The sequence below is a fragment of the bacterium (Candidatus Blackallbacteria) CG13_big_fil_rev_8_21_14_2_50_49_14 genome (assembly GCA_002783405.1).
GTDB lineage: Bacteria > Cyanobacteriota > Sericytochromatia > UBA7694 > UBA7694.
Map to the genome: position 1 here is coordinate 79,790 of PFGG01000072.1, position 26,586 is coordinate 106,375.

Genomic DNA, 26,586 nt, shown 5'->3' on the forward strand with positions numbered 1-26,586 from the left:
AAGTCCGTTTCGTGCGAGATTGTATGGGTTCATCGTGATATAATTTTACCGTGAATTCAGAACAATTACCCAACTCCAATGATTCAGCCGAAGATTATGAGCGGCTTAAATCTTCATTGGTTTCTTTGATCAGTCATGAACTGCGAACCCCCTTAACCTATGTCTCTGCCTCACTGGAAATGATTGAGATTGCCTTGGAAGTACCTGAAATGCAGGCAGAGGTCAAACGGTTCCTCAATATTATCGGTGAGGGGGTGAAACAGCTTCACCACACCATTGATGAACTTCTGCTCTTCAGCAATCTTGAAAAAGAAAGCCCGGATAAACTCAAGATTCAAATTCGGGAAAATATTGATGTCCAGGAACTGGTCTGTGAAGTCGTAAACGTCCTTAAACCCACTTTTCAGGCCAAAAAACAGGTTTTAGAGATTTCGATCCAAGAACATCTTCCCCCTTTAATCACCGACTCCGGCAAGCTGTTTGAGGTCATGGTGCAATTGCTGAGCAATGCGATCAAATTCACGCCCCAAGGCGGCCATATCCGCATTATGGTGATTGGCTCTGAGCAAATGCTGACCTTTATTGTTTCAGACAATGGGCCAGGTATCCCCGCCAGTCTGCGGGAAAAAATATTCAATCCCTTTTTTCAGCAGGAAGATCATCTGATTCGGGAACACGGAGGCTTGGGATTGGGCCTCACCCTGGTTCAACGTTTGTGTAATATTCTCGGGGGCCAACTTCGTCTCGATGTGGAAGAAGGAAAATATACAGGTTCCACCTTTATTCTTGAGATTCCCAGAATCAATCCTGTGGTTCAGAAAAATCAGGAAATGCAGCAGATGTTGGCCGACCTCAAAAATTTGACGCGCTCCAATGCTGAAAAAGAAGAACAATTGATGGGCATGAAAAAACAATTGTTGGAATACACTTCAGCACTCAATCTGGCTTCCCAATCCAATCTGCAACAAAAGCAAGAAATGGAAAAAATGTATGTTGAGATGATCCAGGGGCTGGCCTTTGCCTTGGAGACACGAGATGCCTATACCCGGGGTCGTTCACATCGCATTGCGGGGTATGCAGAATTGATCGCAACAGAACTCAATCTGCCCCAAAAAGAGCGAGATACCCTGCTCAAAGCCTGCTTACTCTGTGATATTGGCTATATTGGCATCCCCGATACTGTGCTGCAGAAAGATCAACTTCAGGGTCTTTCGGAAGCAGATATCGAACAGATCAAAACCCATACCCGCATGGGAGCCCAAATGCTCAACCATATCCAAGCTTTCGAAGAAATTGTTCCACTGGTGAGATCTCACCATGAGAACTGGGATGGAAGTGGCTATCCCGAGGGTTTAAAAGGTGAAGCCATTCCCAAACTTGCACGGATTATTCACCTGGCAGACGCGTTTGACGCCATGCTCAGTGACCGAGCTTACCGGCAGCGCTATCAGCCAGAATATGTTGTCGATGAAATCAAGAAACATTCTGGCACACAATTTGACCCGGATCTTGCTAAACTGTTAAATAGGCTGTGGCAAACCGGTAAATTGCAACCTGTCATTTCCGCCCTGGTTCCGAACTTATCAGTGAAAGGCGATTCACAATGAATGACGAGATTCTGAAGCACATCATTGATGCCCGCAAACGCAAAGGACTCAGTCTTGAAGATCTTTCTGCAAAGGCCCAATTAACCTTAAGCGAACTTCAAGACCTTGAAAACGGGCATACCAGCCAATTATTTGAATGGCCGGTTATCAAAGTGAAGCATCTGGCCGAGGCTTTGGACCTCAATCTATCCAACCTTTTGGGGGAAACCATTCTCAGCTATGATGAATGGGCCTTGATTTGGTCTGCCTTGATTGAATACTCAGCCAACCGTCCTGGTTTGAACATGAAAATGGATATGAAGGAACTGATTGAGAAGGTACGCTCTTTTATCCCTGAACATCAGATGAACGAAGCAGATGGTTAATCTTCAACCTTTTCGGGCCACTTACTACAATCCAGAACGCATTCCTTCCCTGAACCAGGTTTTGACGCCTCCCTATGATGTCATTTCAGCAGCCCAGCAAGATGGCTATTATGCCCAGGATCCCCACAGCTTTATCCGGATTGATTATGGCAAGCGCCAGGAAACGGATCACGAACAAGACAACGTCTATACCCGCGCAGCAGCAACCCTCAAAACCTGGCTGGCAGAGGGGGTTTTCACAAGCAGTGCGGAGCCCGGCCTTTACCTGCACACCCTGCATTATCAACATGGTCAGCACGAACTGAGTCGTACCGATTTGTTTGTTCTCTGTGAAACCACCCCCTTTGAAGCGCAAAATGTTTTACCGCATGAAAAAACGATTGAGGGCCCCAAAGCAGATCGTCTGAGTCTTTTGGAAGCCACCCAAACCCATCTTAGCCCTGTTTTTGCACTTTATTCAGACCATGAAGGATTCCTCAATGGTTATTTTGAACAGGTTCAAAGCCAGGCCCCGCTTTTTCAATTCAAAGACCATGAAGGCATTCAGCACAGTGTTTGGTATAACGCGGATCCAGAAGCGATCGGCAAGGTGCAACACTGGTTTCGCGAAAGACAACTTTTCATTGCCGATGGTCACCACCGCTATGAAACGGCACTGAACTATAAACGGCGTCATGCCCAGGAGACCCCCCATTATCCAGCCCAGGATCATGTCTGCATGTACCTGAGCAATATCTACGATCCTGGACTCTTGGTTCTGCCTACCCACCGTCTTTTAAAGCCTTCAGTGCCCCTGCCTTCACTGGATGTGATCAAGGAGCGCCTAAGCAAATATTTTAGAATCGAGAGCGCAGATCCCGCCGCCTTACCGGCCCTATTGGCCCAGGCTTCAGAAGATGAAACCGCGATCGGGATTGAAATGCAGGGCCAAGGGCTCTTGCTTAAACGGGCCAAGGGTCTGCCCGATGGTTTGCTGAAAGAAAGATCCGCAAGTTACAGAGGCATGGATGTCTCTGTTCTGCATGATTTGATTCTCTATCAGGAACTTGAATTCCCCAAAGAATGGGCAAAAAATCCTGACTATATTCTTTTTTCACCTGATTGGGCTCAGATCAGAACCTGGCTGGCAGATCAAACCGGTACGGTGGGTTTTTGCCTGAATGCCACAGCCGTTCAAGAGCTCTGTGGTGTGGCCCTGGCTGGTGAAACCATGCCCCCCAAATCCACCTATTTCTATCCCAAAATGCCCAGTGGCATTTTACTTGCAAGGTTTGAAGATGCCCTCTGAAAACACGGTTGAAATAGAAGCGCGTATTGAATCAAGCTGGAAGCCCTGGTTTGAAGCCTTTTATCAGGAAATGATCCAGGCCAACCAGACCATGAATCTGACCCGCGTCACCGATCACGATGAGTTCGAAAGCAAACATTTACAAGACTCAATGGCCTTGCTCAATGTTTTGCCCGATCAGGCTGGCATGAAACTTTTGGATGTCGGCACAGGTGGCGGCGTACCGGGCCTGCCTCTCTGGTTGGTCAGGCCCCATTGGGAGTTCACCCTTTTGGATTCGGTTGGAAAAAAAATCCGTGCGGTTGAGCAAATGGCTCAGCACCTGAAGAATCAGTTCCCTGAACAGCTCAGCACACTGCCGCATTGCCTGCAGGGCCGCGCCGAGGTCTTGGGCCGCGATAAAGCCCACCGGGAACAGTATGATGCAGTCGTTTGCAGAGCCGTTGCCACCTTGCCGGTGCTGCTGGAATATTGTCTGCCGCTGTTGAAACGGGGAGGGGTCTTTGTCGCCATGAAAGGCCCTTCCTATGCTGAGGAACTTGAAGAAATCAATGTCGTAGCCGGCATCTTGGGCGGACGTTTGGCAAAGGTTTGCCACTATACCCTGCCCCCCGATCTGGAGCGGGTGCTCTTGGTTTTTGAAAAACGCAGCCTGACGCCTCATGCCTTCCCCCGCAAGGACAGCAACCTGCGCAAAAAGCCCTTAAATCTTGCAGGCAAAAGCTACTCAAACGCTTAAACGCATCATGCCATATCGCTCCCGTGTTTCACTGGGAAGGGCTTCTGCCGCTAAACTGCGCAGCTCAATACTGTAGCGGGGCAGGCTCATTTCCGGTCTGGCATAGGTACGATGGAGTACATAGGGATCCATGATCAGCACATCACCGGGCCAAAACGGAGGATGCCAGAGTTCAGACGCTTTCACCTTTGCCAAGACCCGCTCTGTTTTTAAAGCATACTGTGCATAAAGTGGATTTTCTGCCTGGGCTTCTTCAGAATTGATCGGCCAGATAGATTTCAAGCCGATTGGCGCCACTTCCAACGAAGGCGCATTTTCTCCACAGGGCACCAAAGGCACCCAACAGTTGAGCTGCGGAAAATCTGGGTTCCCCTGAAAGGGACAATCCTGATGAAAGGGAATCAACAAATGCGGCTTTGCACAATTTTGGCGTCGCAGGTTGCTTTCCAGTTGATTGAGCCAGACGGGCCCCTGATAATAGGCCTGCAAAAGTGGAATCAGCAAAGATTTTTTCATGAGCTGTACGATCTGGTAGGGCACTTCCCCCGGTAAATCCAGCTCACGCAAGCTAATATAGGTCATTTCACCATATTGATAATTTTTGGCATACCCCGCAGGCAGAGTGCCCGCTTCCAATTCTCTCTGGCGCAGATCAAAAACCCGCAAGGCACGTTTCAGAAAGGCCTTTAAAATCTGGTGAGAAAAAACAGCGCGAATCAGAATCACCCCTGTCGTCTGCAATTGCAGCAGTGCCCTTTCAGGCTCAAAGCGATGGGCCTGAAAAATCAAAGTATCGTGCTGAAGGCTCATTTTCCCTGCCAGAAAAAGCCTTTCTTTTCAGGTTTATCTGGACTGGGGCTGAGAAAAGAAGCTTCATAGGGGCTGATTTCTTCGGGTTCTGCATGAACATAACCCGCATCAAAGCAGGCTGGAATGGGAATCCCGGCCATCACAAAACGATCCAAGACGGAAGGTCGGATATCTGCCTGCTTAAATCGCCCCACCACCTGACCATTGGCATCCACCGTCATTTGTTCGTATTTAAAAATTTCCTGGGTGGAGATAATATCCCCCTCCATGCCGCAGATTTCAACAATATGTGTCACTTTGCGGGTACCATCGCGCATGCGCGATTGATGCACAATCAAATCAACAGCAGAGGCAATCTGATCGCGAATCGCGCGAATCGGCAGGTCAACACCCGCCATCAAGACCATGGTTTCCAGACGGGAGAGGGCTTCACGGGGCGCATTGGCGTGGCAGGTCGTCAGCGAGCCATCGTGGCCTGTATTCATGGCCTGCAACATATCCAAAGCTTCGCCGCCACGCACTTCCCCCACCACTATTCGATCCGGGCGCATACGCAGTGAGTTTCTGACCAAATCGCGAATCGCAATTTGCCCCTTGCCCTCTAAATTAGCCGGCCTGGATTCCAGGCGAATCACGTGTTCTTGATGCAACTGAAGTTCAGCTGCATCTTCGATCGTGACGATGCGTGCGCCATGGGGAATAAAAGAAGACATGATATTCAGAAGTGTGGTTTTACCTGAACCCGTTCCGCCACAAATCAAGACATTCAAGCGGGCCTCAACGGCAGAGCGTAAAAAATCTGCCATTTCACGCGTCAAGGAACCAATCCCAATCAGGTTGTCAATTTTCAGGCGTTCAGAAGGAAACTTACGGATACTGATGGCTGCGCCATCTAAAGCCAAAGGGGGAATCACGATATTGACACGGGAGCCATCTGATAAACGGGCATCCACCATCGGCGAGCTTTCATCAATGCGGCGACCAATCGGCGCGACAATCCTGTCTATCACCACCCGCAGCTGTTTTTCATCCAAAAACTGACGGTTGGAAAGTTCTAATTTGCCGCGTTTTTCAATAAAAATCCGATCGGGCCCATTGACCATGACTTCGGTAATCTGTTCATCTTTCAGCAAGGCTTCCAGGGGCCCCAATCCCAGCGCTTCATCCAGGATTTCTTCAATCAGCATCAACTGTTCTTTACGCGAGGGAATATCAATTTTATCGGCCAGCATGATTTCAGCCAGTTTATCGCGCAATTGTTTACGTACTTCCACCTGTTTTTCGGGATTGTCAAACTCCATTTCACGCAGCTTGACTTCCTGCAAAAGACGTTTATGCAACTGCTGTTTGACCTGACGGGTATGGTCAGGGCTCCAACCCGCAATCGCCCGCTGAACGGTGGTAAGCGCTTTGGTTTGAGGAGCTTCAGGGACACTGGTTTGTGGCGTGGCCTCTTCTACCAGTACGGCATCGGCCTGAAACGAAATATGAATTTGGGTCACATCCACAGGATTCACCCGCATCAAGGATTTCACAATCTGTACAAAGGCTTGAACCAGATCTTCATTTTTAGATTTCTGCATCACAGGCACGCCACGGTTGATCGATTTGATCACGGTCACAGGGTCAAAGGGCAGGGTCAGTTCCAAGGGACGTTTCAAAAGCTCCTGAAAATAACTGCCTATCTCCTCAGCATTCAGATCTGGCGAAAGATTCGCCATATTGACCAATAACTGAAATTTATTCAGTGGAAAATGCCGTGACTCTGCCTCATGCAATAATTGCGAAGTGGCCTGAAGCGAAAGAATATCAGGAATGACCACGGGCAAAACCGTACTCGAGCAATCCAAACACACCCCCAGAATACTGTTCATCGAAGGTTGAGCGGCATCAATCACAATATTCGGATAGAGGGCATTGGCCATGACCAATAATTGATAGAGCTGCTGCCCGCTTAAGGGCTGTTTCAATTTGCCAGAAGGAGCCGCCAAAACGTGTACGGGCAATTTGGGATGCGGAACGCGGTAACTTTCAAGCAAGGTAATATCGGGCTGTTCAGCAGCAAAATAATTTCCCAGATGTTTATTATCTACTTCGCGTTCCAAGGAAAGCAAACTGGCCTGACTGCCTCCCTGCAATAAATCCAAATCGATCAAAAGCGTGGGCGTATTGCTTGCCAGCCCCAAGCCAATAGCCAGATTATTGGCGATAAAACTTGAGCCGGCTCCCCCTTTGGCGGCACATACCGTAACAATTCGCGAGGCTTGAACCATATTTTAGATTTCCTGATGATAGACTTCTTTTAGTTTTTGAAAGGCTGAATTGAGTTCCTGATCAGAGAGTTGCGCCAATGCCATCAGTGGGTCATGGGCTTCACCTTCCTCCTGCAAAGCCTGCCATTGGAGTGAGAACTCCCGTTCATTGAGCGCCAATTGGTGATGTACAGGATCTAAACGCGCCATCTGATTTCCAGCCTCGGTATAAATCAGAATATCGCCCTGGGCTGCAGCAATTGCTTGAAGAATCACCCACCCCCCCAAATCATCGGGTGCGAGACGGGTCAATAAATCAGCAAAGAAACGCGCTTTTTCGATATTCTGTAAATGCAAATGAATTTCTGCCAGACAAAGCAGCATCTCTGGGTTTTCAGGCTGATAATCATAGGCCCGCTCTAAAAGGGGCAAGGCCCGCAAAGGCGCTTGCTCTTGCTGATAAATTCTGGCCAAGAGAATCAAGGCCGGCACATGGTGCGAATCGACCTTGAGGGCATATTCCAAATGCTGAATCGCCTCTTTGAGACGGTTTTTCTTCCAACTCAATAGCCCCAACCCCATCAAGACCCGTAAATGGGTGGGATCTTCTTTGCTCGCCTTGCGAAAATATTTCTCAGCAGGCTTGAACTGATCCAGCAAAAGATGAGACTCGGCTAATTGGAGCCAATGTTGAAGTTGTTGGTTAATTGGGAGTTGCGCCACGAATCTGCCCCTGTTGTACTTATCTTCAGTATAACGCGAGTCATTAAATTCAAGCATGAATTAAGCCCCTCAGCTTGAAACGGAATTGAATTGTCGGAGAGTTGCTCAAATCAAGTGAAACTGCAAAACGCGAAGATAGCAGCACTGAAAAAATTTCAGGCCCATTGTCATAATTTCTTAACCTTAATAATTGACAAAGCGACAAATTTCAGGAATCATGCGAGTATCCACTTTTTGGGGCAGGTAAAAGATGAGTGATATAAAAAAAGAATTAAAACTGGGTGAGTTATTGGTCAGAGAGGGATATATCCCGATCGATGCCATTCAAAAAGTACTTGAAATTCAGAGAGAGTACGATTTTATTTCAAACCGGGAATACAAACCCTTTGGCCAAATTTGCGTTGAACTCAAGCTTTTAAGCAGTGACGAACTTCAAGCCTTTTTGAAAAAGCACCGCAAAAGCATTTTATTGGGTGAGCTTTTGATGAAAATGCGCGCCCTCAAAGCTCCCCACCTTGAAAAAGCGCTTGAATTACAGGAAAAAGAGCCTGAGCGCAGACTGGGTGAAATCCTGCTCAGCATGAATCTGATCAGTGAAAATCAATTGATCGATGCAATCAGTATTCAGTTGGATATCCCGAAAATGCTGCCCGCACTTGAACTCATGGATGTTTCACTGCTAAGGGGCCTGGATCCTCAATTTGTCGTTAAAAATGCGTTTTTGCCGATTGCCAAGGATGAAAGCCATGTCACCGTAGTGATGGAAGACCCCCAGGACGAAAAACTCAAAAAATATTTGCGCAATCATTTTCAGTGTCAGCTCATACCAGCGATTGCGCCTTCAGCCGAGATCAGGACAACTCTCAAAGCCTACTATACCCGGGAAATTGAAAGGGCCAAACAGGCCCACGCCGCCCAGCAACAGGCAGCACTCGCCCCAAAACCCAAAGAAGAGGAAGAGGATGAATGGGCCGGTTCCCGCACAGCGGGAAGCTCTCCCTTCAGCAGTCTCAGCCTGTATGAGGAAGAGAAAAAACCCGAACCCAAACCCGACCCCAAACTCCTCGAAGAAACCTTGATTGTGGGCGAAGTCAGCCTCTCCTCTTCTGACGGGAAATACAAACAGGAAGAGGGCATGCTCAATTATCTGATCAAAAATGCCCTCTTGGATCAGGCCTCTGCCATTCATATTGAACCCCAGGACAAATACCTGCGGGTCAGATACAGAATCAATGGCGTACTCAATCAAAAAACTGCCTTGCCTCAAAACTTGGGCATGCCCATGCTGGCCCGCTTGAAGCAGGTTTGCGCACTCAATGCTGAAAGTATTCTCATTCCCCAGCGCAACCGGGTACAAGCCAAATTCAATGAGCGCGAATTTGAATTGGGCATTGCCACCTACCCCTCCACCTGGGGCGAAAACATGGTGCTGAATATTCGCCAGAAACAAGGGGCAAATACCAATGAACTCTTGCATTTGGAGCGCATCGGTCTGACCAAGCTCAATCTGCGTCGCCTGCAAAAACATTTGGGGCAAGCCGGAGGGCTGATTATCGTCACAGGCCCACCGCGTTCTGGCAAATCAACCACCGAATATGCAGCATTGAATTATCTCAACCTCTTGACCCGCTCCATTGTCACGGCAGAAAATCCAGTCGAACTGGTTTTGACTGGTGTAGCCCAAGGCAACTGGACCCCGGAACGGGGCATCACCTTCCCTGAATTGATTCAATCGATGGGCTATATGGATCCAGATATCCTGATGGTGAGTGAAATTGATTCGCCAGAAACCCTCGAGGCTACCGTCGATATCGCACTTTCCGGCGCAAAAGTCATTACGGCCTACCCCAGCTTCGATACCATGGGTGCCTTGTTAAGACTGGCTTCACAGGGCCTTGAATCCTATTTGATTGCTTCCAGCAATATCATGGTCGTCTCTCAGCGCTTGGTGCGCAAACTGTGCCCAAGCTGCAAAGTTCAAGACCATGCCTCGCGCGAGTATTTGGATATTATGGGACTAACGGCGATCAACCCAGAAGACAATCTTTTGCATTGGCCCAAGGGTTGCCCAGAATGTAATCAAATCGGCTATGTCGGGCAAACAGCCCTGCACGAAATTCTGGTATGCAATGAAACCCTGCGGGAAGCCATTTTAGAGCATAAGCCCGCTGCAACCATACGTGAAATTGCGCGCATGGAGGGCAAATTGGTCACCATGGCCGAAGATGGCTATTACAAAGCTGTTCAGGGGGTGACGTCACTGGCAGAAATTCAGCGCGTGGCCTTTATCAACGAGTTTGATACCAAACATCCCTGGGAAGCAGAAAAAATTATGCAAATCTGCAACGGAGAAGAAAAAAGCTATCTCTAGAACCCAAGCCGCTTTAGTCCTCGTCTCCCCCGCCAAACATTGAAGAAATCGCCTTGACGGCGTCTTCAATTAACTGGCGGGTGAGTGGGGGGCCTTCGGTCACAGCTTCAATCTCTTTTTCATGGGCTTTTGCGCCCCGAATAGCAGCGGCGGTTCCTTTTACAGCAGCAGCTCCCAGTACAAGGGGCCCCCCCGCCACGCTGTGCTCAAGCCCTGCCATTTTGGTTTTAAAACCTGCTTTAAGGCCTTCAGCAAAGGTATTGTTTTCTTCTTCAACAAACTCAACCCGGCCCATGGCCTGGCCTTCAATCTCAACAGAATCTCCGGCATTGGCTTTGAGCCCCTTGCCCACAATCAGATAATCCTGTCCATCGATCTTTACTCCCATGGAGTCATAGCCATCGGGATTTTCTTTGAGATGCTGTTCAACCTGCATCATGGTTTTATCATTTTTTATCTGGCGGATTTGATAATTTTCGAGGGGGTTTCCGCCTACCGAAATTTTAAAATCACTCACGCGGGATACATCCTTTGAGCTTGTTCTGTTCTTATTATAGCGTTCGGAATCAAATTCTGAACTTGATTTTTAAGTCGAGGTGACTTACTTCACCAGTAAACAGGCGGGTTTCAAAGCTTTTTCGGCACGTTCCAGCAATTGCTGGGGAAGCGCCAAATAAGGCGGAGCACAGGCAGCGCTCCCCATCAGCAGCTCAAGCTCAAAAAGATCTGCTGCCGGTTGAAGGGACTGATACAGGTTTTCAGCCACAGCCTCAACCCCTGCTTCGAGGGTTTGAGGCAATAAAATCCCCAAGGTGTCAGGCCCCAACCGGGCCAAGAAATCTGAACAGCGCATCGAATTGAGGTTGCGAACCAAGTCTGGGAAAGCCGCCGAGATCTGATCCTCAGAAGCGTTTCCCTGCCAACGGATCAAGAGCAAGGCCACCATCTGGACATGACGATGCGAACGCTTTAATTCCTCTTCTAAGCGTTGAAAAAAACTGCGTCGGTTATACAAACCGGTTTCAGAATCATAGGGATTAATCGCATCGAGTTTTGATTTGAGGGCTCTGACCTCGTTTAAATACACCAGACGCTCATGGCGTTCATTGCGCCATTTGAGAATCTGCTTCAATCTCTGACGAATTTTGGCTTGCGCCCAAGGGGCTTCAATAAAGTCTGAATAGCCCAGATCAGCATCGCTGGGCAGTTCTTGGCTTTCATTCAGAAAAACCAAAATTGGAATTTCCCGTTTCAAAACAGCAAGATAAGCCGAAAGCACCTCAGCAGGCTGAGCAAGTTCGCACGAAACCAAGACCAAATCTACATTTTCGGTGATCTGACCTGCTTCAAACTCAGCTTGAAGGGTGATCGTTTCGGAGGAAAAAACTTCATGCAGAAGGGGATAGACACGTTCTGCCAAAGGACCTGTTAACCGGGAGAGAATTTTCATAAACAGCCCAAACTCTAGATTGATTACGTTTATTTTACGCAAGAATCAAGATTTCTGTAAAGTCTTGAAAACATATTCAAGTTTTACAATAAGGGCTCAAGACGCTGATCTATTCCTTTTAAAGCATCCTGGGCTGAAGCTCGCCCGTCCCAGACGGGTTCCAGTGAACGGTTCAAAACCTCAAGCAATTCATTCCAATAGGGAATCGCAGGCGTGGGTTTCCCTGTTTCAAGCGCTTTTAAAAAATAGTGCGCTGAAGCTGGCGATTTTCCAGGGGCCAGAAAAACAGCTGATTGCGCCACATCTTTGCGGGCGGGAATAATCAAACCCGGTTGGGTAAAGGCTTCGGAGGCTTTTCTTGCCGCCAAAAACTCGATCAGTTTCCAGGCCTGCTCAGGATGTTTCGATTTTCTGGAAATGACCCAACCCGAGGCATCGGCATCCACAATCGAGCCCGCTTTTCCCTGGGGGAAGGGGGCAATATCCCATTTGAATTTTAAATTCTGGCGATAAAGCGGAACGGCCCAACGACCATTGACCACCATCGCCAACTTGCCTTGAACAAAAAGCTGAGACATGGTACTGCTTCCCGCTTCAGCAGAAGTGGGAGCCACATGGTATTTGTGGCGTAAATCAGCATGAAACTGAATGCCTGAAATGGCCTCTGGCGTTTCCAGTTTTGCCTTTTTCTGATCGGGGCTGAAAAAATCTCCGCCTGCACTCCAAAGATAAGGTGTCCAAAACAAAAAATGATTTTGAAAGGAAATGCCAAACTGTTCAGGATGCCCATCGCGATTCTGATCCAGAGTCAGTTTTTGAGCGGTTTTCAGCATCTCTTCAAGGGTCCAGTCTGAACGGGGATAGGCCAGGCCAGCTTTGTCAAAGAGTTCTTGATTGTAAAAAATCACCATATTGGAGGCATCTCTGGGAATTCCCTGCAAAGAACCCTGCCAACGGAAGCCCGCCAAGGTTTGGGGATAAAAATCCTCGGCATGCAAAACCGTGCTGTGACTTAAAAAGGGTTCAAGCGGTAAAAAGGCCTGGTTCGAAGCATAGACTGGAAATTGAATATTATTGACAAAGATCACATCCGGCGAGAGATTGGCGGCAATCAGCGTATGCAGTTTCTGAAAATATTTGTCGGGAATATGCATCACTTCCAATTTTATTTCAGGGTGAAGTGCTTGAAACTCTTTCAGCAAAGGGTTTAAAATCGCCATTTCTTCAGGGCTACCCCAGGTTGAAAAACGCAAGGATTCTTCAGAGGTTTGATGCTGACAGGCACTGAATAAACCCAAGGCGAGGAGAAGGAGAGATGTAAATTTTCGCATGCCCCCAGTATAGCGGTTTCCCAGCCTATCGCCAATCAAGCTGCAGATCTGAGCGAACTTCAGGTATGCTGTGGGTATGCAAAGATTTGAAGTCAATCGCGATGGCGAAGCCTAAACAAACCTTGAGCAGATGGCTCGGCGCTCTGTGGGGAGTTGCTGCCCTGGCGGGCATTATCCTGCAAGCGCTGCTAAAGCTCTGGCCGATTGTAGGCGGCAGCTTTTACAATCCGCCCACCCCTGCACAGATGATCTTTTGTATTGGCTGGATTCTGTTTATGGCGTATTTTGAAGGTTACCGAGGCTTTCAAAAATCCTTTGCCCCCCGCTACGCAGCACGGGCCCTGCATTTAAAACAGTCCGGAAATTTTCAGGATCTGCTTGCTGCGCCCTTCTTCTGCATGGGATTTTACGCTGCCAGTAAAAGAACACGGATTGTGGCCTGGGCACTAACAGGGGGCATCAGCCTGCTGGTGCTTTTGGTAAGGGAATTGCCCCTTCCCTGGCGGGGGCTGGTCGATTTAGGCGTGATTGTCGGGCTGACTTGGGGGCTTGTGAGTGTCTTTTACAATGTTTGGATCGCCCTGATCCTGAATCGTTATCCAGCGGACCCCGACCTCAAAAAGGAAACAAACCCCGCGTCGGCTTAGGCGAGGTGGTGGGAGCAGGCACAGGCCGTGAAGGTGCCGCACTTGCTTTCGAACCGGGCCCAGTATCAATCGCGACATAGGTTTCAGTGACATGTTTTCCGGCATCTGAAAAATAGGCAAGTTCCATTTCCCGATCATTCAGAACATTGACTTTGAGCTCATAGGGCAATTCCTGGTTGAGACTGATATAAACATTCAGCGCTGTTGTAATCTGCCAGCCACCTTGGCGATCTGCTGTCGCCGCCTTTTCTGTCCGGCAGAGGCTGGAACCTGTCAAAAGCTCAATTTTATGGTTGCCGCGTGTAAAGCGAATCTGATCATCCAAATAACATTCCTGGCTCATATCCACCGTTCCTTCCAAGCGTTTGACCACCTGCCAGGTTTTGGATTCATTGCCCATCAGTGAATTCATAAAGCTGTCGAGATCGGTCGGTTTGCGCACAGCACTCAAAACCGCAGTCGCAGAAGGCTGTGCCGAAGGGCTGACTTCAGGCGTGCTGGGGTCATCACAGGCCGTCAAAGTACAAAGGGTAATCAGAAGCAGGGTTCGTTTCAACATGATCCTTTTCCTTTTAGAGCAAACGCGCATATTCTGTGGGCTCTTTTTTCCAGACGGGTACACCACAAAAACGCTGTCCTTCGGGGCAAAATGGTGTTCTGCCTCCCATTTGACGTAGCCCACAGGGAGGGCGAAGGTACTTCCCAATTTCGGGGTGAATCGCTGAAATCTGCTCCAATTCATCCAAGGAGGCCTGCCAGATTTCTTCCTGGGCGTTATAACAAAGCCTTGCTTTGAGCTTATGGTGAAGATTGAGCAAATCACCCGACTCCGTAAAACGAATGCTGACAGCATTGGGAAGCAAATAGGACGCTTTTTCAACAGAAACCCCTGCAGAAATGAGCTGATTGACGCGTTGCCAGATCCGCTCCATGGCAGCCTCATAAAGTGCCAAACTGGGGGCATCGGCCTTTAAAAGCCGGGGGGTAATATAATCTGGCTGCGTATTCAAATGCAGCCCCAATACCGGCCGTGAACCTGGAACCATGCGGTGACGCTGGTCCTGAGAATCTGCAGCATGGCTTATTTTTTTGCGAAACGTATAGTGCGGATGGTGAAGCACCCGCGTCAATTTGGAGTGTACGGTGGTATTGAGGGTTGTGGATAAAATCCTGTTTTGGGCAGGATTCAAAACCAGTTCAAGTGCTTCACAATCGGTGAGTTCACTGGTTGCCAATCCCAAAACTTCACGTACCGCTGCCGCCATACTCTCCTGAGCCGCTTGCTTCCAATCCACCAGCTTGGAAACCTTGCCCGCCAGTGAACTGTCAAACTCATCCAGAAACGCCTGGTTGGCTTTTCCGGCACGCTGCAGGAAAGCACTCTCCGGCATATCTTCAAAAAGCAGCGGGGATTCCAAAAGTTTCTGTACCTGGGGATCCGCATCGCAGACCAGTCTGACCATTTCTGCGATGATCAGGCGGGTTTCCTCGGGCACATCCATTTGGTTGGCCATATGGTGGTATCTCAGCAAAGTGACCAGTGAAACCGTATGGTAAAGGGTGGCAAAGGTTCCAATCGGCAGCACATAGCGCGCTACTTCCTGGGTGCGTTTGCGGATGTCTTTTTCATATTTGGCTCGATCCTTGCGACGCCCCGGAAAAATTCTGAAATACTCTTCAGCGGCTGTCTCAAACAGAGACTGCGTCAAAGTCTCATAAACGGCGGTCTGATCTTCGATACATTCCTGGTAAACAGCCTGCAATTCAGGGTGCCCCAGATCGGGCTCAATCACTTTGCCGGGTCTGACATGTACATAGCGTTGGCTCTGCTGTTCACTGTTGTAATAGGGGAAAGCGTGCAAAAAAGACCAGAGAAAATGACGGGAAACCCCACTTAAGGCAAACTGTGCATGGGCATGCTGCAGAATGGTATGGTGACCCGCTTCATAGGTGCTGGCAGCGATCCGATCGCGTTGCAATTGTTTTTGCAGACTTTGCTCTGTGCTCAAACCCTTTCCACTGACGGCAGAAACGCCTACCAACTCAGCTGAATAACAGGTGCGGGCTGTTGCAACGGCATTGTTATAGGGTTCTGAAAAGAGGTTGGTCAGACTGATTTGGGGAGAGGCAGATAAAAACGCGGACATAGACGGAATCTTTCTTTCTTTAACTCTGGGATTCTCATTATACCAGTCTCGACCCTGATATTTTCGAAGTGCCAAAACCCAGACAAAAAAGCGGGTGTTTCAGGCTCCCCCCCCCTGAAATATGATCACAATGGCGAAGAACTTTACAAAAAGTCTTAAATGATTTTAAACAATCCCCAATAAAAAAGCCGCGTCCGTGGACGCGGCTTAAAACATGACAAAATTTAACGGATTGTATTGAGCATATTGCGCTCAGAATCCTTAAAGCCACGAATCAAAGTAGCCAAGGACTGAATCACGTTGGAAAGCTCACTGGCAGCCTGCTGAGCGGTACTCAAAGCAGCCCCTTCAAGTGCTTTAAACTCTACGATGGCCAAAACATTGCCGACACCTGCGGCACCCGTGGTAATTTCAGCGCCCGCATTGGCATCTAAGTTGACCCCCACCACCCCAGCGGCATTGTTGAGATAGATCTGGCCGGTCATGCGGTCAACCAAATAACGGGGATTCTGAGCGGGGTCAAAAGGATCGCCAGCCTGACCCGGCGTATACCCAGGACCGACTTGGCCGGGAACAGAACCATCGGCGTTAAACACCCCATAGTTCAAAACTTCACCGGTGAATTGATCGCGTTTTACTTTCACAATCAAAGGCTTGGCTGTGACCAAATTGGCCCCAGTTGTCGCCTGGCCAGGAACATTGAGAATATTGGAAGGAGTTGCCAGAATTGCAGTTGAAGATTTCAGAGTAGAAGCGGGCGTGGAGTTAAAAGAACCATCGGTGGCAGTTACGGCGGTATCTCCAGCGAAAGAGGCAATCGGCACAAACAGTTTGGCCACTTGTGTCGCCCGGGACTCGTAAGCTGCGGCTAACATCGTAACAGGATCCGCTACACGTACGGAGTTGGATATCTGAACCCAGGTATTGGCCATGATTGGAATGCTCCTTTGAAAATTGACAGAATATCAGATGTCAATTTTATCAGAAAAACCCTGTCGTGTCTTTCGCTGTAAAACACAATAAAAACATTTATTTAACATAATCTTATTACTTCAGACAAAAACAGGACTGACATCCTCGGGCAGGCCCTGGGCCAAAAACCGTTCAGAACGCTCAAGATAATAGCGGGCAGCCGTATCGCGGGGATTCTGCGCGATGGTCGCATGAAAGCCATCGCGGGCTTTCTCCATATCGCGTTCAAGATAGGCAGCCACAGCGGCTTCAAAAATCTCGAGGGTTTTGAAACGGGCTGGGAAATCTTCAACCAGGCCGTCTTCAAAGACTTCATAGATCGAAATCGATTCAACTTTGCCTTTGACCCGCACCCGACCCAAATAGCGGTGGGTATATTTTTCAGGTTGGCTGAGTTTTTGACGGGTTTGCTCACTGATAATCAAGGGCGTGCCATAGAGTTTGGTCAAACCCTCCAGGCGAGCGGCGGTATTGACAGCATCAGAAATCACAGTCCCCTCCATGCGTTGATCTTCACCGATCGTGCCCAACATCAAAAGCCCCGTATGCAAACCAATGCCGATCTGAATGGCAGGCTGGTTTTCCTGCTTGCGTTCCAAATTAAAGAGCGTCACCTCATGCAACATCTCTACCGCCGCATCCAGTGCCTGCTGCGGGTCTTGGGGAAAGAGGGCCATAATGCCATCGCCAATGTATTTGTCGATAAAGCCTTCATTGACGCGAATAATCGGGCTGATTCGGCTCAAATAATCGTTGAGGAAATCAAAATTGGCCTTGGGGCTGAGCTGTTCTGAAAGCGTGGTAAACGAGCGAATATCTGAAAACATGACCGTCATTTCCTGCTGGCTTTGATCGCCCAGACGCACATCCAGAATGCTCTCATGCCCCAAAAACTTCAAAAATTCATCGGGCACGAAACGGGCATAGGACAGGTTGATTTTAGACAGATGAATATGGGTCTTGATACGTGCCAATAATTCATTCTTGGAAACGGGTTTGGTCAGATAGTCATTGGCGCCGGTATCAAAGCCCTGTACCACATCTGCCACCTGGTTCTTAGCGGTTAAAAAGACAATCGGCAAGGCATTGGCAGGATACTGACGGCGAATCGCCTCACAGACCTCATAGCCCGACATTTTGGGCATCATGACATCGAGCAGAATCAGGTCATAGGTTTGCTTCTGCAGGGCATCCAAGGCTTCCTGGCCATTGTTGGCTTTGGTCACCGAATAGCGTTGCAGGGCCAGCATATTGACCAAGACCTGCAAATTCACGGGTTCATCATCGACGATCAAGATACGAAAAGGCGCTTCTTCTTCAGGGGGAAGTTCTGCCAAAGGACGGGTCTGGCGGGCAATCTCCCGCGATTCTTCCAACTCACCCGTACTGGGAAACAAGCGCACCTGAGGGGCTTTGCGTTCTGCCGGTTTAATTTCCAGGGCCAAGGGCAAAAGAAAGCGAAAATGCGCTCCCTTCCCAGGACTGGATTCAACCCGGATTCTCCCCCCATGCAGCTCCACCAGTTGACGGGTAATAGCCAGGCCCAGGCCACTTCCGCTAAACTCTCTGACCGCAGAACCATCGGCTTGCTCAAAGGATTCAAAGATCCGCTCATGCCAGACTTCAGGAATGCCAGGCCCCGTATCTGAAACCGTAATCTCAAGAAAATCACGCGTGGTATGCGCTGAAACTTCCACCTGGCCTGAGGACGTAAATTTAATCGCATTGCCAATCAAGTTGTGTAAAATCTGCTGCAGGCGGTCTTCATCGGCCATGACAGGGGGAACGTTTTCTGGAATGGCGTTGATCAAAACCAGATCTTTTTGCCCGATCAAAGGCTTTGAAAGTTTGAGTACCACCTCGACCACCTCACGTAACCAAACCGGGCGCAGATGCAGTTGAATTTCTTTGTGTTTGAGCTGAGAAAAGTCAATCAAATCATTGACGAGATGAAACAAGCGCCGCCCACTTGAAATGACCAGGGAAAGATTGTATTTCTGTTCCTGGCTCATCGCACCCGTAGCGCCATCGAGCATCGATTCGGAAATGCCAATAATCCCATTCAAGGGGGTGCGCAGCTCATGTGAAATATTGGCGATAAATTCGTCTTTGATGCGATCGAGTTTTTTCAAACGCTCAACCATGCGCTCTTGCGCCTGTTTCGCCATTTGTTCCTGTTGCAGACGCGAAGTTTGGGCCTCGAGAATTTTTCGTTGATCGACCCGCAGGCGATCTCCCAAGGCCATGGAGAGCAACACCACTTCAATCCCCGTGCCGATCTGCAGGGCATAGGTAGTCCAAAAAGAGGTGGGTAACAAACCATAGGCGGTAAAGGCTGTGACCAGGGCTCCCAAAACCAGAGAACTCCAGGCAATCATAAAATAACGGGCTGTCGGGTTGCCGCGCAGCCAGGCAAAAGCCCCCGAGAACCAGATTCCCAGCGTGGCCACAATGGCGATTTTACTGCCCCAGAAAACCGAAAGCCAACTGAGAAAGGTATGATCTGGAGCCAGATTCAAGACCGCCAACAGCAAGGCCAACCCTTTCAAGAGATTGAGCAGGCGGTTCAAAATCGGCACATGATCGCGAATTTGCAAAAAACTTTGGCTGAAGGTCAACGTAAAAAAGATCGAAAGCGCTAAAAATGTGCCCAGACAATGGTTGCTCCACCAAACCCAGTTAGGCCAAAGATACTCATAGGCCAAGCCATTATTGGTGGCCTGAAAAAGCAAATGCAGGAAAAAGAGCGTCAGCACATAATAGAGATAGTTGCGATCCCGCACAGAAAGCCAGAGCACCAGATTGTAAAAAATCATCACAAAGATCAGACCATAATAAAAGCCAAATCCCAATTGGGCTTCATGATCCTTCTGAGCAAAGGCCCGTTCTGAGAGCAGGTAAAGCGGGACATAATAGGCTGCTGAGCTTTCTACCCGCAGATAATAATCGCGCGTGACACCGGGCTGCAAATGCAAAGCAAAAACAAAATTGCGGTGTTTGTATTCCCGCGCAGAAAAAGGCAGACGACGCCCTGCGGGAACCTCCTTCCACCCCCCATCCAGGCGTGGCTGGTAAAAGCGAATTGAGTCAATATTGGGATGGCCCACTTCAAGCAGCATCAACTGTTCCTGAATCATGGGGTTGCGCAGTTTAAAGTGCAGCCAAAATGCAGAGGAAGAAAAAGAAAAATTGGGAATATCTACCTTGCTCTTGCGAAAGGCCCCCCAGCTTTGTCTGACCTGTTCAAAACTCAGGGTTCCGCCTGGGTCTTCAAGAATCTCAATCTCTTTTCCCAGGGTATATTTTTCTTGCCCAGGCCGCAGGGTGGTGGTATTGAGTGCGTTATTCCGGAGAGTTTGCTGAACAGGTTTTCGCAGGGTCTCAGCCTGCGCAGGGCTGCCCAGGGCTTGCCCCATGCTCAGAAAAAACAGTGCACAAAAAACAAACCCCATCCATTTTGGCAAAGCAGGAAAGACAAAACCCAAGACAAACAGACGATTATTTTTCATCGTCTGTTTCGCAAAAAGCATGCATGAAGAAGAGTAAAACACATATTCAAAACATCGGGCACAGCGTTCAAGACTTGCCTGGAAAATACGAGAAACCCAGTTTTAGCAACCAATCCTGAACCAATGCGGGGGAGGTTGCGCTCTTCAGTTCTGCTGGCAAAGCTGAACCCGCCAGTGGCAGACCCGCCTTGAGAGCCAGCTCATTGGTTTGAAACGCTGTTTCAGACCAAAAATAGACCTGAACGACCGAAAGCAGCGCCTGCAATTCGAGCAAGTCTTCCATGGGCTCCAGCAAAAGCAGTTCGGGCCCTGATTCAGCATCCAAACCCTCGCTTTCGAGCCAATCCAGCAGCAAATCCTGAGCGGCTTGACTGCTTAAATTCTGTGGCAAAAGAACCAATTCAAGGGGATCATGGGCCTGAAAACTTGCAAGAAAGCTTTTCAAAACAGGCTGCCAGGCCTCTGAGGCATCCAATACCAGCAAAATCTTAAAATGCGATTCAGAATCAGGTTCTGAGCCCGTGTTCAGACCGGGTTCAGCAGCCAAGCGGTTGTGAAGATCCTGGCTTTTGTGGTTCAAAACCGTTTCGTGGTATCGGCTTTCCATGGCTTGAATATACTGTTCAAACGAAACAGGCGCCTGAATTTGGGCTTGCCAAATACAAATCTGTTCAGGCTGATCAATCAGGGCCTGCATCACTTCCGCCAAACGCTGGGGCTGATCCGCCTCAAAGATCGCCCCGGTGCCGGGCTGCAAATAATACGAAAGCCCGCCGCGATCTGAAACGATCACAGGCACCCCTCCAGAAAGGAATTCTTCAACCGCCATCCCCGCCTGTTCATGGCAACTGGAAGGCACAATGCCCACATCGATTTTTTCAAGCACCGCGAGTTGTTCTTCAGCTTTGAAAGAACCTTCCAAACGAATCCGGTTGAGGGGGTCCATGCTTTTGAGATAATCCAGTTGCTCTGGATAAGCTTCGCCATAGACATGCACGCTGAAATCCCCCTTCAGAAGCTGAACCGCCTGAAAGAGTATATGAATTCCTTTGACAGGCAAAAGCGAGCCCATAAACCCAAAGCGAATCGTCGGGCCTTGAAAAGGCGCACGTTTCTGCCCCAAACCCTCCCAAATTCTGACTGCCCGCAGATTCCCCAATTTGAGCACTTCGATTTTTTCAGGCCAGTAGCCCTGGGCTTCCAGCATCTCTTTGATTTTGGGAGCACTCACAAACAGGCGGGTGAGATCGGTATGGGCTTTTTCGCGCAGGCGATCGCGTCTTTCGGTAAAAAGCGAGCCCCTAAAAAAAGACTGGGTACACTGTGAGCAATTGCTGCCCGTTTCATTGACCCCTGCACAGACCTCTTGGTTTTGATAGTAGAGATACAAGGTGGGACAGAGCAGCCAGAAATTGTGAAGCGTAAAAAATGTCGGCAGGTTTTGTGCTCTGGGCAAATCGGTGAAGCCCATCGAAAGGGCATAGAAATTGTGGTAGTGCACAATATCCGGTTGAAACTTATTCAAGTACACCCTGAAAATATCCCAGACCGCAGGGTTTTCAATTTCGTGTTCTGGATTTGTGCCGCCCAAATAGGCGGTCACCCAGTTTTTAATCATCAGGCCCCAGTTGTGAATGCCAATCAACTGCACGCCTTCTTCACTGCGTTCAGACAGGGTATAGGCCGGGGCATTGGGAATATGTTCAGTCGAAGCATAAATCACCATGACCTGGTGACCGCGTCTTTGCAGACCCAGGGCGATTTGTCGCGGCAGAATGGTTCCCCCCCCACTTTCCTGCCAGCCAAACATCGTCATTAAAATGCGCATGTTTTCGTGTTCTGTTTCCCGCGTTTTTGCTCGGAGTGTATTATACCTTTGAATGCGCCTATTCAAGCATTCCGTTTCGCAAGACATAGTGCAGATGGTCTTCCCAAACCCCGTTGATTTTCAGGTATTTGGGCGAAAGCCCCTCGCACTCAAAGCCAAGTTTTTCAACCACCCGAATCGAAGCCTGGTTCCGGGGCATGATATTGGCTTCCAAGCGATGCAGTTTGAAATGCGCAAAGGCCAGTTCCACAGTCGCCCCCAGAGCCTCTGTCATATAGCCCTTGCCCTGCACCTGCTGATCGATCGCATAGCCTAAAAAGCAGGAGCGAAAGGCCCCCCAGACAATATTGGAAAGCGAAAGATGCCCTATCACCCGTTCAAAGTTTTGATCCTGCGCTTCAAAAATACTCAAACGCAAAAGCCTGCCCGCCTGGCTCTCCTGCAATTCATTTTCAAGGCGCTGGCGATGAAATTCCTGGGTAAAAAATTTCGTTCCCACGCGGGGATTCCAAGGTTTGAAGCAGGCGCGGTTGCGGTGATGGTAATCCAAAACCTGAGGCGCAAACTCAGGCCCCAAGGGACGCAAGATCAGGCGGGGGGTCTGAATTCTGAGCGCGCGGATTTTAGAGGGCAAAGACATAACTCAGGCTTCCTATACAAAGAGTTCAAGCGGAAAAATCAGTATACCCCTGAGAGAAGACAAACTCCAGTCTCAGACTCAGGGGTGATTGGCTCGCAAAGGCCTCCAGCGAAACCCCACCTCTGCTCCCATCCAAAGATAGCCGAGTGAAACCCAAGCCAGATATCCCTGGCGCACCCAAACCTGAGCCAGTCCTGCCCAGGTCACAGCAGCACTGCCCAAAACCAGCCATACCAAAGCCACAATGAAAACCCGCTTGGCCCATGGGCTGGTGGCATCAATATGGTAAAAACCCGCACTGTATACGCCCCCTCCCAGTAAAAAAGCCAGCGCAAAGGGCCAGAGCAAAAGGGGCTGCCTGAATTCAAGCCAACTCAGCAGGGCTGGAGAAGTGTGAGCCTCAGGCAAACAGGCCAGTAAAAACAGGGAAAAGGCCCGCAGGGCCAGGCCCGCCGCTGCCACCAGAATCAAAATGGCCCCCACACGTGTAGTTTTGGAACGCCCTGTACGGGGATCGGTTTGAATCCCAATCACGGCCACGATCAGCAGCAGAACCAAGAGCAGATGTCCAAGCGCCGCAAACCCCTGGTAAAAAGGGGAAGCACCTTTAAACAGCAAGGTCTCTTCACTGCCATAAAAGCTCAATCCCACCCAGATCAGGAGCAAGCCAGACATATTTAAAAACCGAAGGGGCATTTCATTCTCATTTCAGCAGACTGAATTCAGTTTAACTATTACTTAAAACAAAAGGGACCTGTCGATCTTCGAGTATATACCCCTCGGCGTCTGTGCCATAGATAAAATATTGCAAACATGAATTCCCAGCACAATTGGAGGCACTCAACAAAACACTTCCAGGCTGATAGCGCGGGGCATTCAGTGCAGGATAGAAATAGGCAACGCCCAGAAAACTAATCGGTTTGGGCTTTCGGGGCAGTCCGATTTCAGCATCAAAATCCTGATAGGCCCTTGTGAACCCCTGCATATTAAAGGGATTAACAAACGCCTTCCAATAGGGGTTTCGCACGGTTTGAGCCTCTTGTTTGAGCAGAGAGAAATGCAGCGGATAAGTGCCTCCCCAATCCACGCCATAGGTTTCAAGCATGGTCTGAACGGTATGCATATTCGCTTTCACAGTACTGATGGGTGATCGACAATCAGCGCCGATTAAATTTGGGAGAGAGAACCACAAAATCAAGACATAGCCAAGAAAAACCCACAGCCAATTCCAAGGAAATGAAAACGGTAAAAATCCCTTGGGCAGGTCATTTTGTTGAGAATAACTATTAAGCCAATGCTCTGAGTATAAATATTTGAATAAAAGAACTGCAAACATAGTCATCAAATAAAGCAAAATGAATGGACTCTCTAAAAAATTAGCTGCGATAGCAAGAAAGCCAGCCAGATTTCCTCCAAAAGTTAAATATAACAATACATATCTATGCTTGATTTCTTTCAGCTTTAGTGTGCGAGAGAGTGCGTAATATTCCAAAAGACTGAAAACCAGAAAAAGTCCTAAATTCGCAAGGGGAAAGAGTCTATAATAGTTATCTGGCATTTTGCAGAGGAGTTCAAAAGTCGCCTTAAGCCACCACAGATAAGGCAAAAAGAAAATTATCACAACAAAATTATAGCCACCCCATCTCAAACTCAGGCGCAGCCAAGAATCCAAGAATGTTTTCATATTCTAGTATTCCCCGATAAGTCCAGGTTTAACCCCCAAAACTAATCCAGACTTAAACCACCCCACAAGCCAAAGCAGAAGCAGTCTTGCAACCGACAATCGCAGGGGCTTCATGAATCAAGGCATCGTTTGTTAAGGCTTCCACCATAAACAGCGCAAAATCAATCCGGCGGGTGCGATTGCTCTTCAGAATCGGGTCGCCTACATGCTGACTCCAGACAGGCAGCCCCTCACTTGCTCCTTCTTCGAGATCACTGCCGCGCACCACCGTCCAGCGGGTCGGGCTGGCAAAGATGCGACGTGTGGCTTCCACCTGATCATCGAGTTCAGCAAATCGGGCCAAACGGGCCAACCAGCCAAAGAACTTGACCATGCTTGTAAAGAGCGGTGAATAGACATCTTTCCCATCGCGTGTGATATGCCAACCACAGGAGAAAATCAAGCGGGCCTTTTCAGGGGCAAAATCAAGCACTGCCTGGGCGGTCCCCGAGGCATATTGTTGAATGCCCCAGGGCACCAAGACCGTCAGCACACCATCACAGCCTTGCACTGCTTGCTGAATCACAGCCCGATCATGGGTTGCCCCGGCAAACAGTGTCACCCGCCCACGATAGGCCTCCAGCTTAGGCAGACTGCTTTCACGGCAAACCCCCACCACTTCATAGCCCCTTTCAAGTGCCTGCTGCAACATATACTGCCCCAGCTTACCCGAAATACCAACAATACAAATTTTCATAGCCGGCTCCTTGTTTCAGTTCAGTTTCACCGTCAAACACACGCTTTTGATTCAGGTTTTAGACAAAACCAAGAAACTTACAGTGTAAGTTTGACTGATTTTAGAATAATACTTACACTGTAAGTATGTCAAGTTCAAAATCCGAAAAAAAGAAATCCGGCAAACCCCGACTCACACGCGAAAGGGTACTGCAAGCCGCTGTTCAATTGGCTGACAGCCAAGGCATCGCTGCACTCTCAATGCGCAAACTGGCTGAAACATTAGAGGTAGAAGCCATGTCGCTTTATAACCATGTCGCCAATAAGGAAGAGGTTTTGCATGGCATGGTCGAGCTGATCATGGCTGAAATTGAAAGGCCTGAACCCGGCAAAGACTGGCAGGCTGAAATTCGCAAACGGGCGCACTCTGCACATATCGCGCTCATGCGTCACCCCTGGGCCTCCCATTTGCTGGTTTCCGGCATGAATATCGGTCCGCAGATGTTGGCCTATGTCAATGCCACGCTGGGGTGTTTGCGAGAAGCGGGGTTCAGCTATGCTTTGGCCGATCGGGCCTGGAATGCAATCGACAGCCATATCTATGGTTTTACCCTACAGAAACTGAATTTTCCCCTGGAACCTTCTGAGTATGCTCAGGCCGCGTCAGGCTTTCTGCCTCTGCTCGCCGAGGCTGATTTACCCTATCTCAAGGCATTAACCGAAATGGTCAGTACGGGTCAGCACAAGGGGCTGCACGATTTTTCGTTTGGTTTGGAATTGCTGCTGGAAGGCCTTGAAAAACTACGCTTAGCCCAAACAGAGACAGAAGATTCAGCCCTTTGACAATGCTTTCTCAAAACGCAAGTCAGTTCATGCTCTTTTTCAGGTGCGTTCAAACTCTTTGCATCCTAGACTAGGAATGAGCAGTCTTCTCCTAAGGGTCATTTAAAGTTTACAAAGTCAGACTCAAAAAATAAAATGTTCTCAAACTCTAAACCTACATTGAGCAGCCCTCAAGGGAGTTAAGTTGGTAATAAAGTTCAACTTGTGTCCCAAAGAGTCTAAGAATCTTAGTTTTAAGCTCATTAATCCCCTCAATTAAACATTGTTTTGGCTGTCCAGGAATCTCCAATAATACTCGGTTGGTGTCTTTGAGTAGATAGAAAATCCACCGCAAGGTCGGCGTAGCCGTTTCTTGCTTTATCTGGTTTGGCAAAGTCTCATTCTTTTCTGTCAATGCCATGCGTAATCTGCGCTCGGCCAAAGAATAAACCAGCAAAGCCAAGGTCATTACGGTCAGTAAACCTTGCACCCGTTCTGGTTTTTTCAAAAACAGGGCAGAGGTGAAAAATTGAGGGCCTTTTAAAAAGCGAAACCCTCTCTCAACCTTGCTTTGCCGTTTGTAAAGAGCAATAGCTTCTGGTGCGGATAGCTCTTTGGCAGGCAAGTTGGTGACCACTATATAACAAGCCCCCTCAGCATCAAGACCTACAGTTCTGTCTTCGTCCA

At 48.8% G+C, this 26,586-nt stretch carries 22 protein-coding genes and 1 pseudogene (1 of these 23 running past the window's edge); 7 read left to right on the plus strand and 16 right to left on the minus strand.

All coding sequences use genetic code 11. The features are described 5' to 3' along the window. Positions 1-50 precede the first annotated feature (50 nt). From COW20_20355 to rsmG, 4 genes are read left to right on the plus strand one after another with little or no spacing between them, the layout of a single operon-like run. Positions 51-1,607, plus strand: coding sequence for a hypothetical protein (locus COW20_20355; protein ID PIW45483.1), 1,557 nt, complete (start codon positions 51-53; stop codon positions 1,605-1,607). Then, entirely contained in the window at positions 1,604-1,972 is a 369-nt protein-coding gene (locus COW20_20360) for a hypothetical protein (GenBank protein PIW45484.1), read from the plus strand. Before COW20_20355 ends, COW20_20360 begins: the two co-directional genes overlap by 4 nt. Then, entirely contained in the window at positions 1,965-3,260 is a 1,296-nt protein-coding gene (locus COW20_20365) for a hypothetical protein (protein ID PIW45485.1), read from the plus strand. The genes COW20_20360 and COW20_20365 overlap by 8 nt, the downstream gene beginning before the upstream one ends. Further along, the gene (rsmG, locus tag COW20_20370; protein PIW45505.1) at positions 3,133-3,999 is read left to right on the plus strand and encodes a 16S rRNA (guanine(527)-N(7))-methyltransferase RsmG; all 867 of its coding nucleotides are present in this window, start codon (positions 3,133-3,135) and stop codon (positions 3,997-3,999) included. Before COW20_20365 ends, rsmG begins: the two co-directional genes overlap by 128 nt. Here rsmG and COW20_20375 read toward each other — a convergent pair. From COW20_20375 to COW20_20385, 3 genes are all read right to left on the minus strand, one after another. Continuing rightward, on the minus strand, positions 3,988-4,809 hold the full coding sequence (locus COW20_20375; protein ID PIW45486.1) for a hypothetical protein: 822 nt from the start codon (positions 4,807-4,809) through the stop codon (positions 3,988-3,990). The two genes, rsmG and COW20_20375, sit on opposite strands and share 12 nt — an antisense overlap. Next, a complete protein-coding gene (locus COW20_20380) occupies positions 4,806-6,332 on the minus strand; it encodes a type II secretion system protein E (GenBank protein PIW45506.1) in 1,527 nt (508 codons plus the stop codon). The genes COW20_20375 and COW20_20380 overlap by 4 nt, the downstream gene beginning before the upstream one ends. Before the next feature lie 753 nt (positions 6,333-7,085). Beyond that, the gene (locus COW20_20385) at positions 7,086-7,841 is read right to left on the minus strand and encodes a hypothetical protein (GenBank protein ID PIW45487.1); all 756 of its coding nucleotides are present in this window, start codon (positions 7,839-7,841) and stop codon (positions 7,086-7,088) included. A gap of 193 nt (positions 7,842-8,034) precedes the next feature. Here COW20_20385 and COW20_20390 point away from each other — a divergent pair, with 193 nt between their 5' ends. After that, positions 8,035-10,155 carry a hypothetical protein gene (locus COW20_20390; GenBank protein ID PIW45488.1) on the plus strand — a complete coding sequence of 707 codons (2,121 nt, stop codon included), beginning with the start codon at positions 8,035-8,037 and terminating at the stop codon, positions 10,153-10,155. A gap of 13 nt (positions 10,156-10,168) precedes the next feature. On the opposite strand, the gene COW20_20395 is transcribed toward COW20_20390, so the two are convergent. The 3 genes from COW20_20395 to COW20_20405 form a co-directional block, all read right to left on the minus strand. Continuing rightward, the gene (locus COW20_20395; protein ID PIW45489.1) at positions 10,169-10,672 is read right to left on the minus strand and encodes a hypothetical protein; all 504 of its coding nucleotides are present in this window, start codon (positions 10,670-10,672) and stop codon (positions 10,169-10,171) included. 84 nt (positions 10,673-10,756) lie between these two features. Further along, positions 10,757-11,605, minus strand: a complete 849-nt coding sequence (locus COW20_20400; GenBank protein PIW45490.1) for a hypothetical protein — start codon at positions 11,603-11,605, stop codon at positions 10,757-10,759. Between the two features lie 83 nt (positions 11,606-11,688). Then, entirely contained in the window at positions 11,689-12,936 is a 1,248-nt protein-coding gene (locus COW20_20405; GenBank protein ID PIW45491.1) for a sugar ABC transporter substrate-binding protein, read from the minus strand. A gap of 101 nt (positions 12,937-13,037) precedes the next feature. Here COW20_20405 and COW20_20410 point away from each other — a divergent pair, with 101 nt between their 5' ends. Further along, a complete protein-coding gene (locus tag COW20_20410; protein ID PIW45492.1) occupies positions 13,038-13,583 on the plus strand; it encodes a hypothetical protein in 546 nt (181 codons plus the stop codon). On the opposite strand, the gene COW20_20415 is transcribed toward COW20_20410, so the two are convergent. From COW20_20415 to COW20_20455, 9 genes are all read right to left on the minus strand, one after another. Beyond that, positions 13,552-14,142: a hypothetical protein gene (locus COW20_20415; protein PIW45493.1), complete on the minus strand. Its 591-nt coding sequence runs from the start codon at positions 14,140-14,142 to the stop codon at positions 13,552-13,554. The genes COW20_20410 and COW20_20415 overlap by 32 nt on opposite strands. A gap of 13 nt (positions 14,143-14,155) precedes the next feature. Continuing rightward, positions 14,156-15,730 (minus strand): thymidylate synthase, encoded by a 1,575-nt coding sequence (locus tag COW20_20420; protein ID PIW45494.1) that lies wholly within the window; start codon positions 15,728-15,730, stop codon positions 14,156-14,158. A gap of 224 nt (positions 15,731-15,954) precedes the next feature. Next, complete coding sequence (locus COW20_20425; GenBank protein PIW45495.1) at positions 15,955-16,662, minus strand: hypothetical protein; 708 nt, start codon at positions 16,660-16,662, stop codon at positions 15,955-15,957. 120 nt (positions 16,663-16,782) lie between these two features. Continuing rightward, a complete protein-coding gene (locus COW20_20430) occupies positions 16,783-20,232 on the minus strand; it encodes a hypothetical protein (protein PIW45496.1) in 3,450 nt (1,149 codons plus the stop codon). Positions 20,233-20,278: 46 nt separating this feature from the next. After that, a complete protein-coding gene (locus COW20_20435) occupies positions 20,279-22,126 on the minus strand; it encodes a hypothetical protein (GenBank protein PIW45497.1) in 1,848 nt (615 codons plus the stop codon). Then, positions 22,098-22,679, minus strand: a complete 582-nt coding sequence (locus COW20_20440; GenBank protein PIW45498.1) for a 30S ribosomal protein S5 alanine N-acetyltransferase — start codon at positions 22,677-22,679, stop codon at positions 22,098-22,100. The genes COW20_20435 and COW20_20440 overlap by 29 nt, the downstream gene beginning before the upstream one ends. Before the next feature lie 78 nt (positions 22,680-22,757). Beyond that, the gene (locus COW20_20445; protein PIW45499.1) at positions 22,758-23,375 is read right to left on the minus strand and encodes a hypothetical protein; all 618 of its coding nucleotides are present in this window, start codon (positions 23,373-23,375) and stop codon (positions 22,758-22,760) included. Positions 23,376-23,406: 31 nt separating this feature from the next. Further along, positions 23,407-24,363 (minus strand): hypothetical protein, encoded by a 957-nt coding sequence (locus COW20_20450; GenBank protein ID PIW45500.1) that lies wholly within the window; start codon positions 24,361-24,363, stop codon positions 23,407-23,409. A gap of 52 nt (positions 24,364-24,415) precedes the next feature. Further along, complete coding sequence (locus COW20_20455; GenBank protein ID PIW45501.1) at positions 24,416-25,099, minus strand: short-chain dehydrogenase; 684 nt, start codon at positions 25,097-25,099, stop codon at positions 24,416-24,418. A gap of 125 nt (positions 25,100-25,224) precedes the next feature. Between COW20_20455 and COW20_20460 the strand changes: the two genes are divergently transcribed. Continuing rightward, on the plus strand, positions 25,225-25,920 hold the full coding sequence (locus COW20_20460; GenBank protein ID PIW45502.1) for a TetR family transcriptional regulator: 696 nt from the start codon (positions 25,225-25,227) through the stop codon (positions 25,918-25,920). A 154-nt stretch (positions 25,921-26,074) separates the two neighbouring features. On the opposite strand, the pseudogene COW20_20465 reads toward COW20_20460, so the two are convergent. Next, positions 26,075-26,586: pseudogene (locus COW20_20465) on the minus strand (transposase) (it continues 1,183 nt past the right edge of the window).

Coding starts and splice junctions, on each gene's coding strand:
- COW20_20450 (PIW45500.1), bottom strand. CDS start 24,363: ATGAAAACATTCTTGGATTCTTGGCTGCGCCTGAGTTTGAGATGGGGT.
- COW20_20390 (PIW45488.1), top strand. CDS start 8,035: ATGAGTGATATAAAAAAAGAATTAAAACTGGGTGAGTTATTGGTCAGA.
- COW20_20420 (PIW45494.1), bottom strand. CDS start 15,730: ATGTCCGCGTTTTTATCTGCCTCTCCCCAAATCAGTCTGACCAACCTC.
- COW20_20435 (PIW45497.1), bottom strand. CDS start 22,126: ATGTCTTGCGAAACGGAATGCTTGAATAGGCGCATTCAAAGGTATAAT.
- COW20_20425 (PIW45495.1), bottom strand. CDS start 16,662: ATGGCCAATACCTGGGTTCAGATATCCAACTCCGTACGTGTAGCGGAT.
- COW20_20400 (PIW45490.1), bottom strand. CDS start 11,605: ATGAAAATTCTCTCCCGGTTAACAGGTCCTTTGGCAGAACGTGTCTAT.
- COW20_20375 (PIW45486.1), bottom strand. CDS start 4,809: ATGAGCCTTCAGCACGATACTTTGATTTTTCAGGCCCATCGCTTTGAG.
- COW20_20410 (PIW45492.1), top strand. CDS start 13,038: ATGGCGAAGCCTAAACAAACCTTGAGCAGATGGCTCGGCGCTCTGTGG.
- COW20_20405 (PIW45491.1), bottom strand. CDS start 12,936: ATGCGAAAATTTACATCTCTCCTTCTCCTCGCCTTGGGTTTATTCAGT.
- COW20_20440 (PIW45498.1), bottom strand. CDS start 22,679: ATGTCTTTGCCCTCTAAAATCCGCGCGCTCAGAATTCAGACCCCCCGC.
- COW20_20385 (PIW45487.1), bottom strand. CDS start 7,841: ATGCTTGAATTTAATGACTCGCGTTATACTGAAGATAAGTACAACAGG.
- COW20_20455 (PIW45501.1), bottom strand. CDS start 25,099: ATGAAAATTTGTATTGTTGGTATTTCGGGTAAGCTGGGGCAGTATATG.
- rsmG (PIW45505.1), top strand. CDS start 3,133: ATGCCACAGCCGTTCAAGAGCTCTGTGGTGTGGCCCTGGCTGGTGAAA.
- COW20_20365 (PIW45485.1), top strand. CDS start 1,965: ATGGTTAATCTTCAACCTTTTCGGGCCACTTACTACAATCCAGAACGC.
- COW20_20360 (PIW45484.1), top strand. CDS start 1,604: ATGAATGACGAGATTCTGAAGCACATCATTGATGCCCGCAAACGCAAA.
- COW20_20430 (PIW45496.1), bottom strand. CDS start 20,232: ATGCTTTTTGCGAAACAGACGATGAAAAATAATCGTCTGTTTGTCTTG.
- COW20_20415 (PIW45493.1), bottom strand. CDS start 14,142: ATGTTGAAACGAACCCTGCTTCTGATTACCCTTTGTACTTTGACGGCC.
- COW20_20380 (PIW45506.1), bottom strand. CDS start 6,332: ATGCGGGTGAATCCTGTGGATGTGACCCAAATTCATATTTCGTTTCAG.
- COW20_20460 (PIW45502.1), top strand. CDS start 25,225: ATGTCAAGTTCAAAATCCGAAAAAAAGAAATCCGGCAAACCCCGACTC.
- COW20_20445 (PIW45499.1), bottom strand. CDS start 23,375: ATGCCCCTTCGGTTTTTAAATATGTCTGGCTTGCTCCTGATCTGGGTG.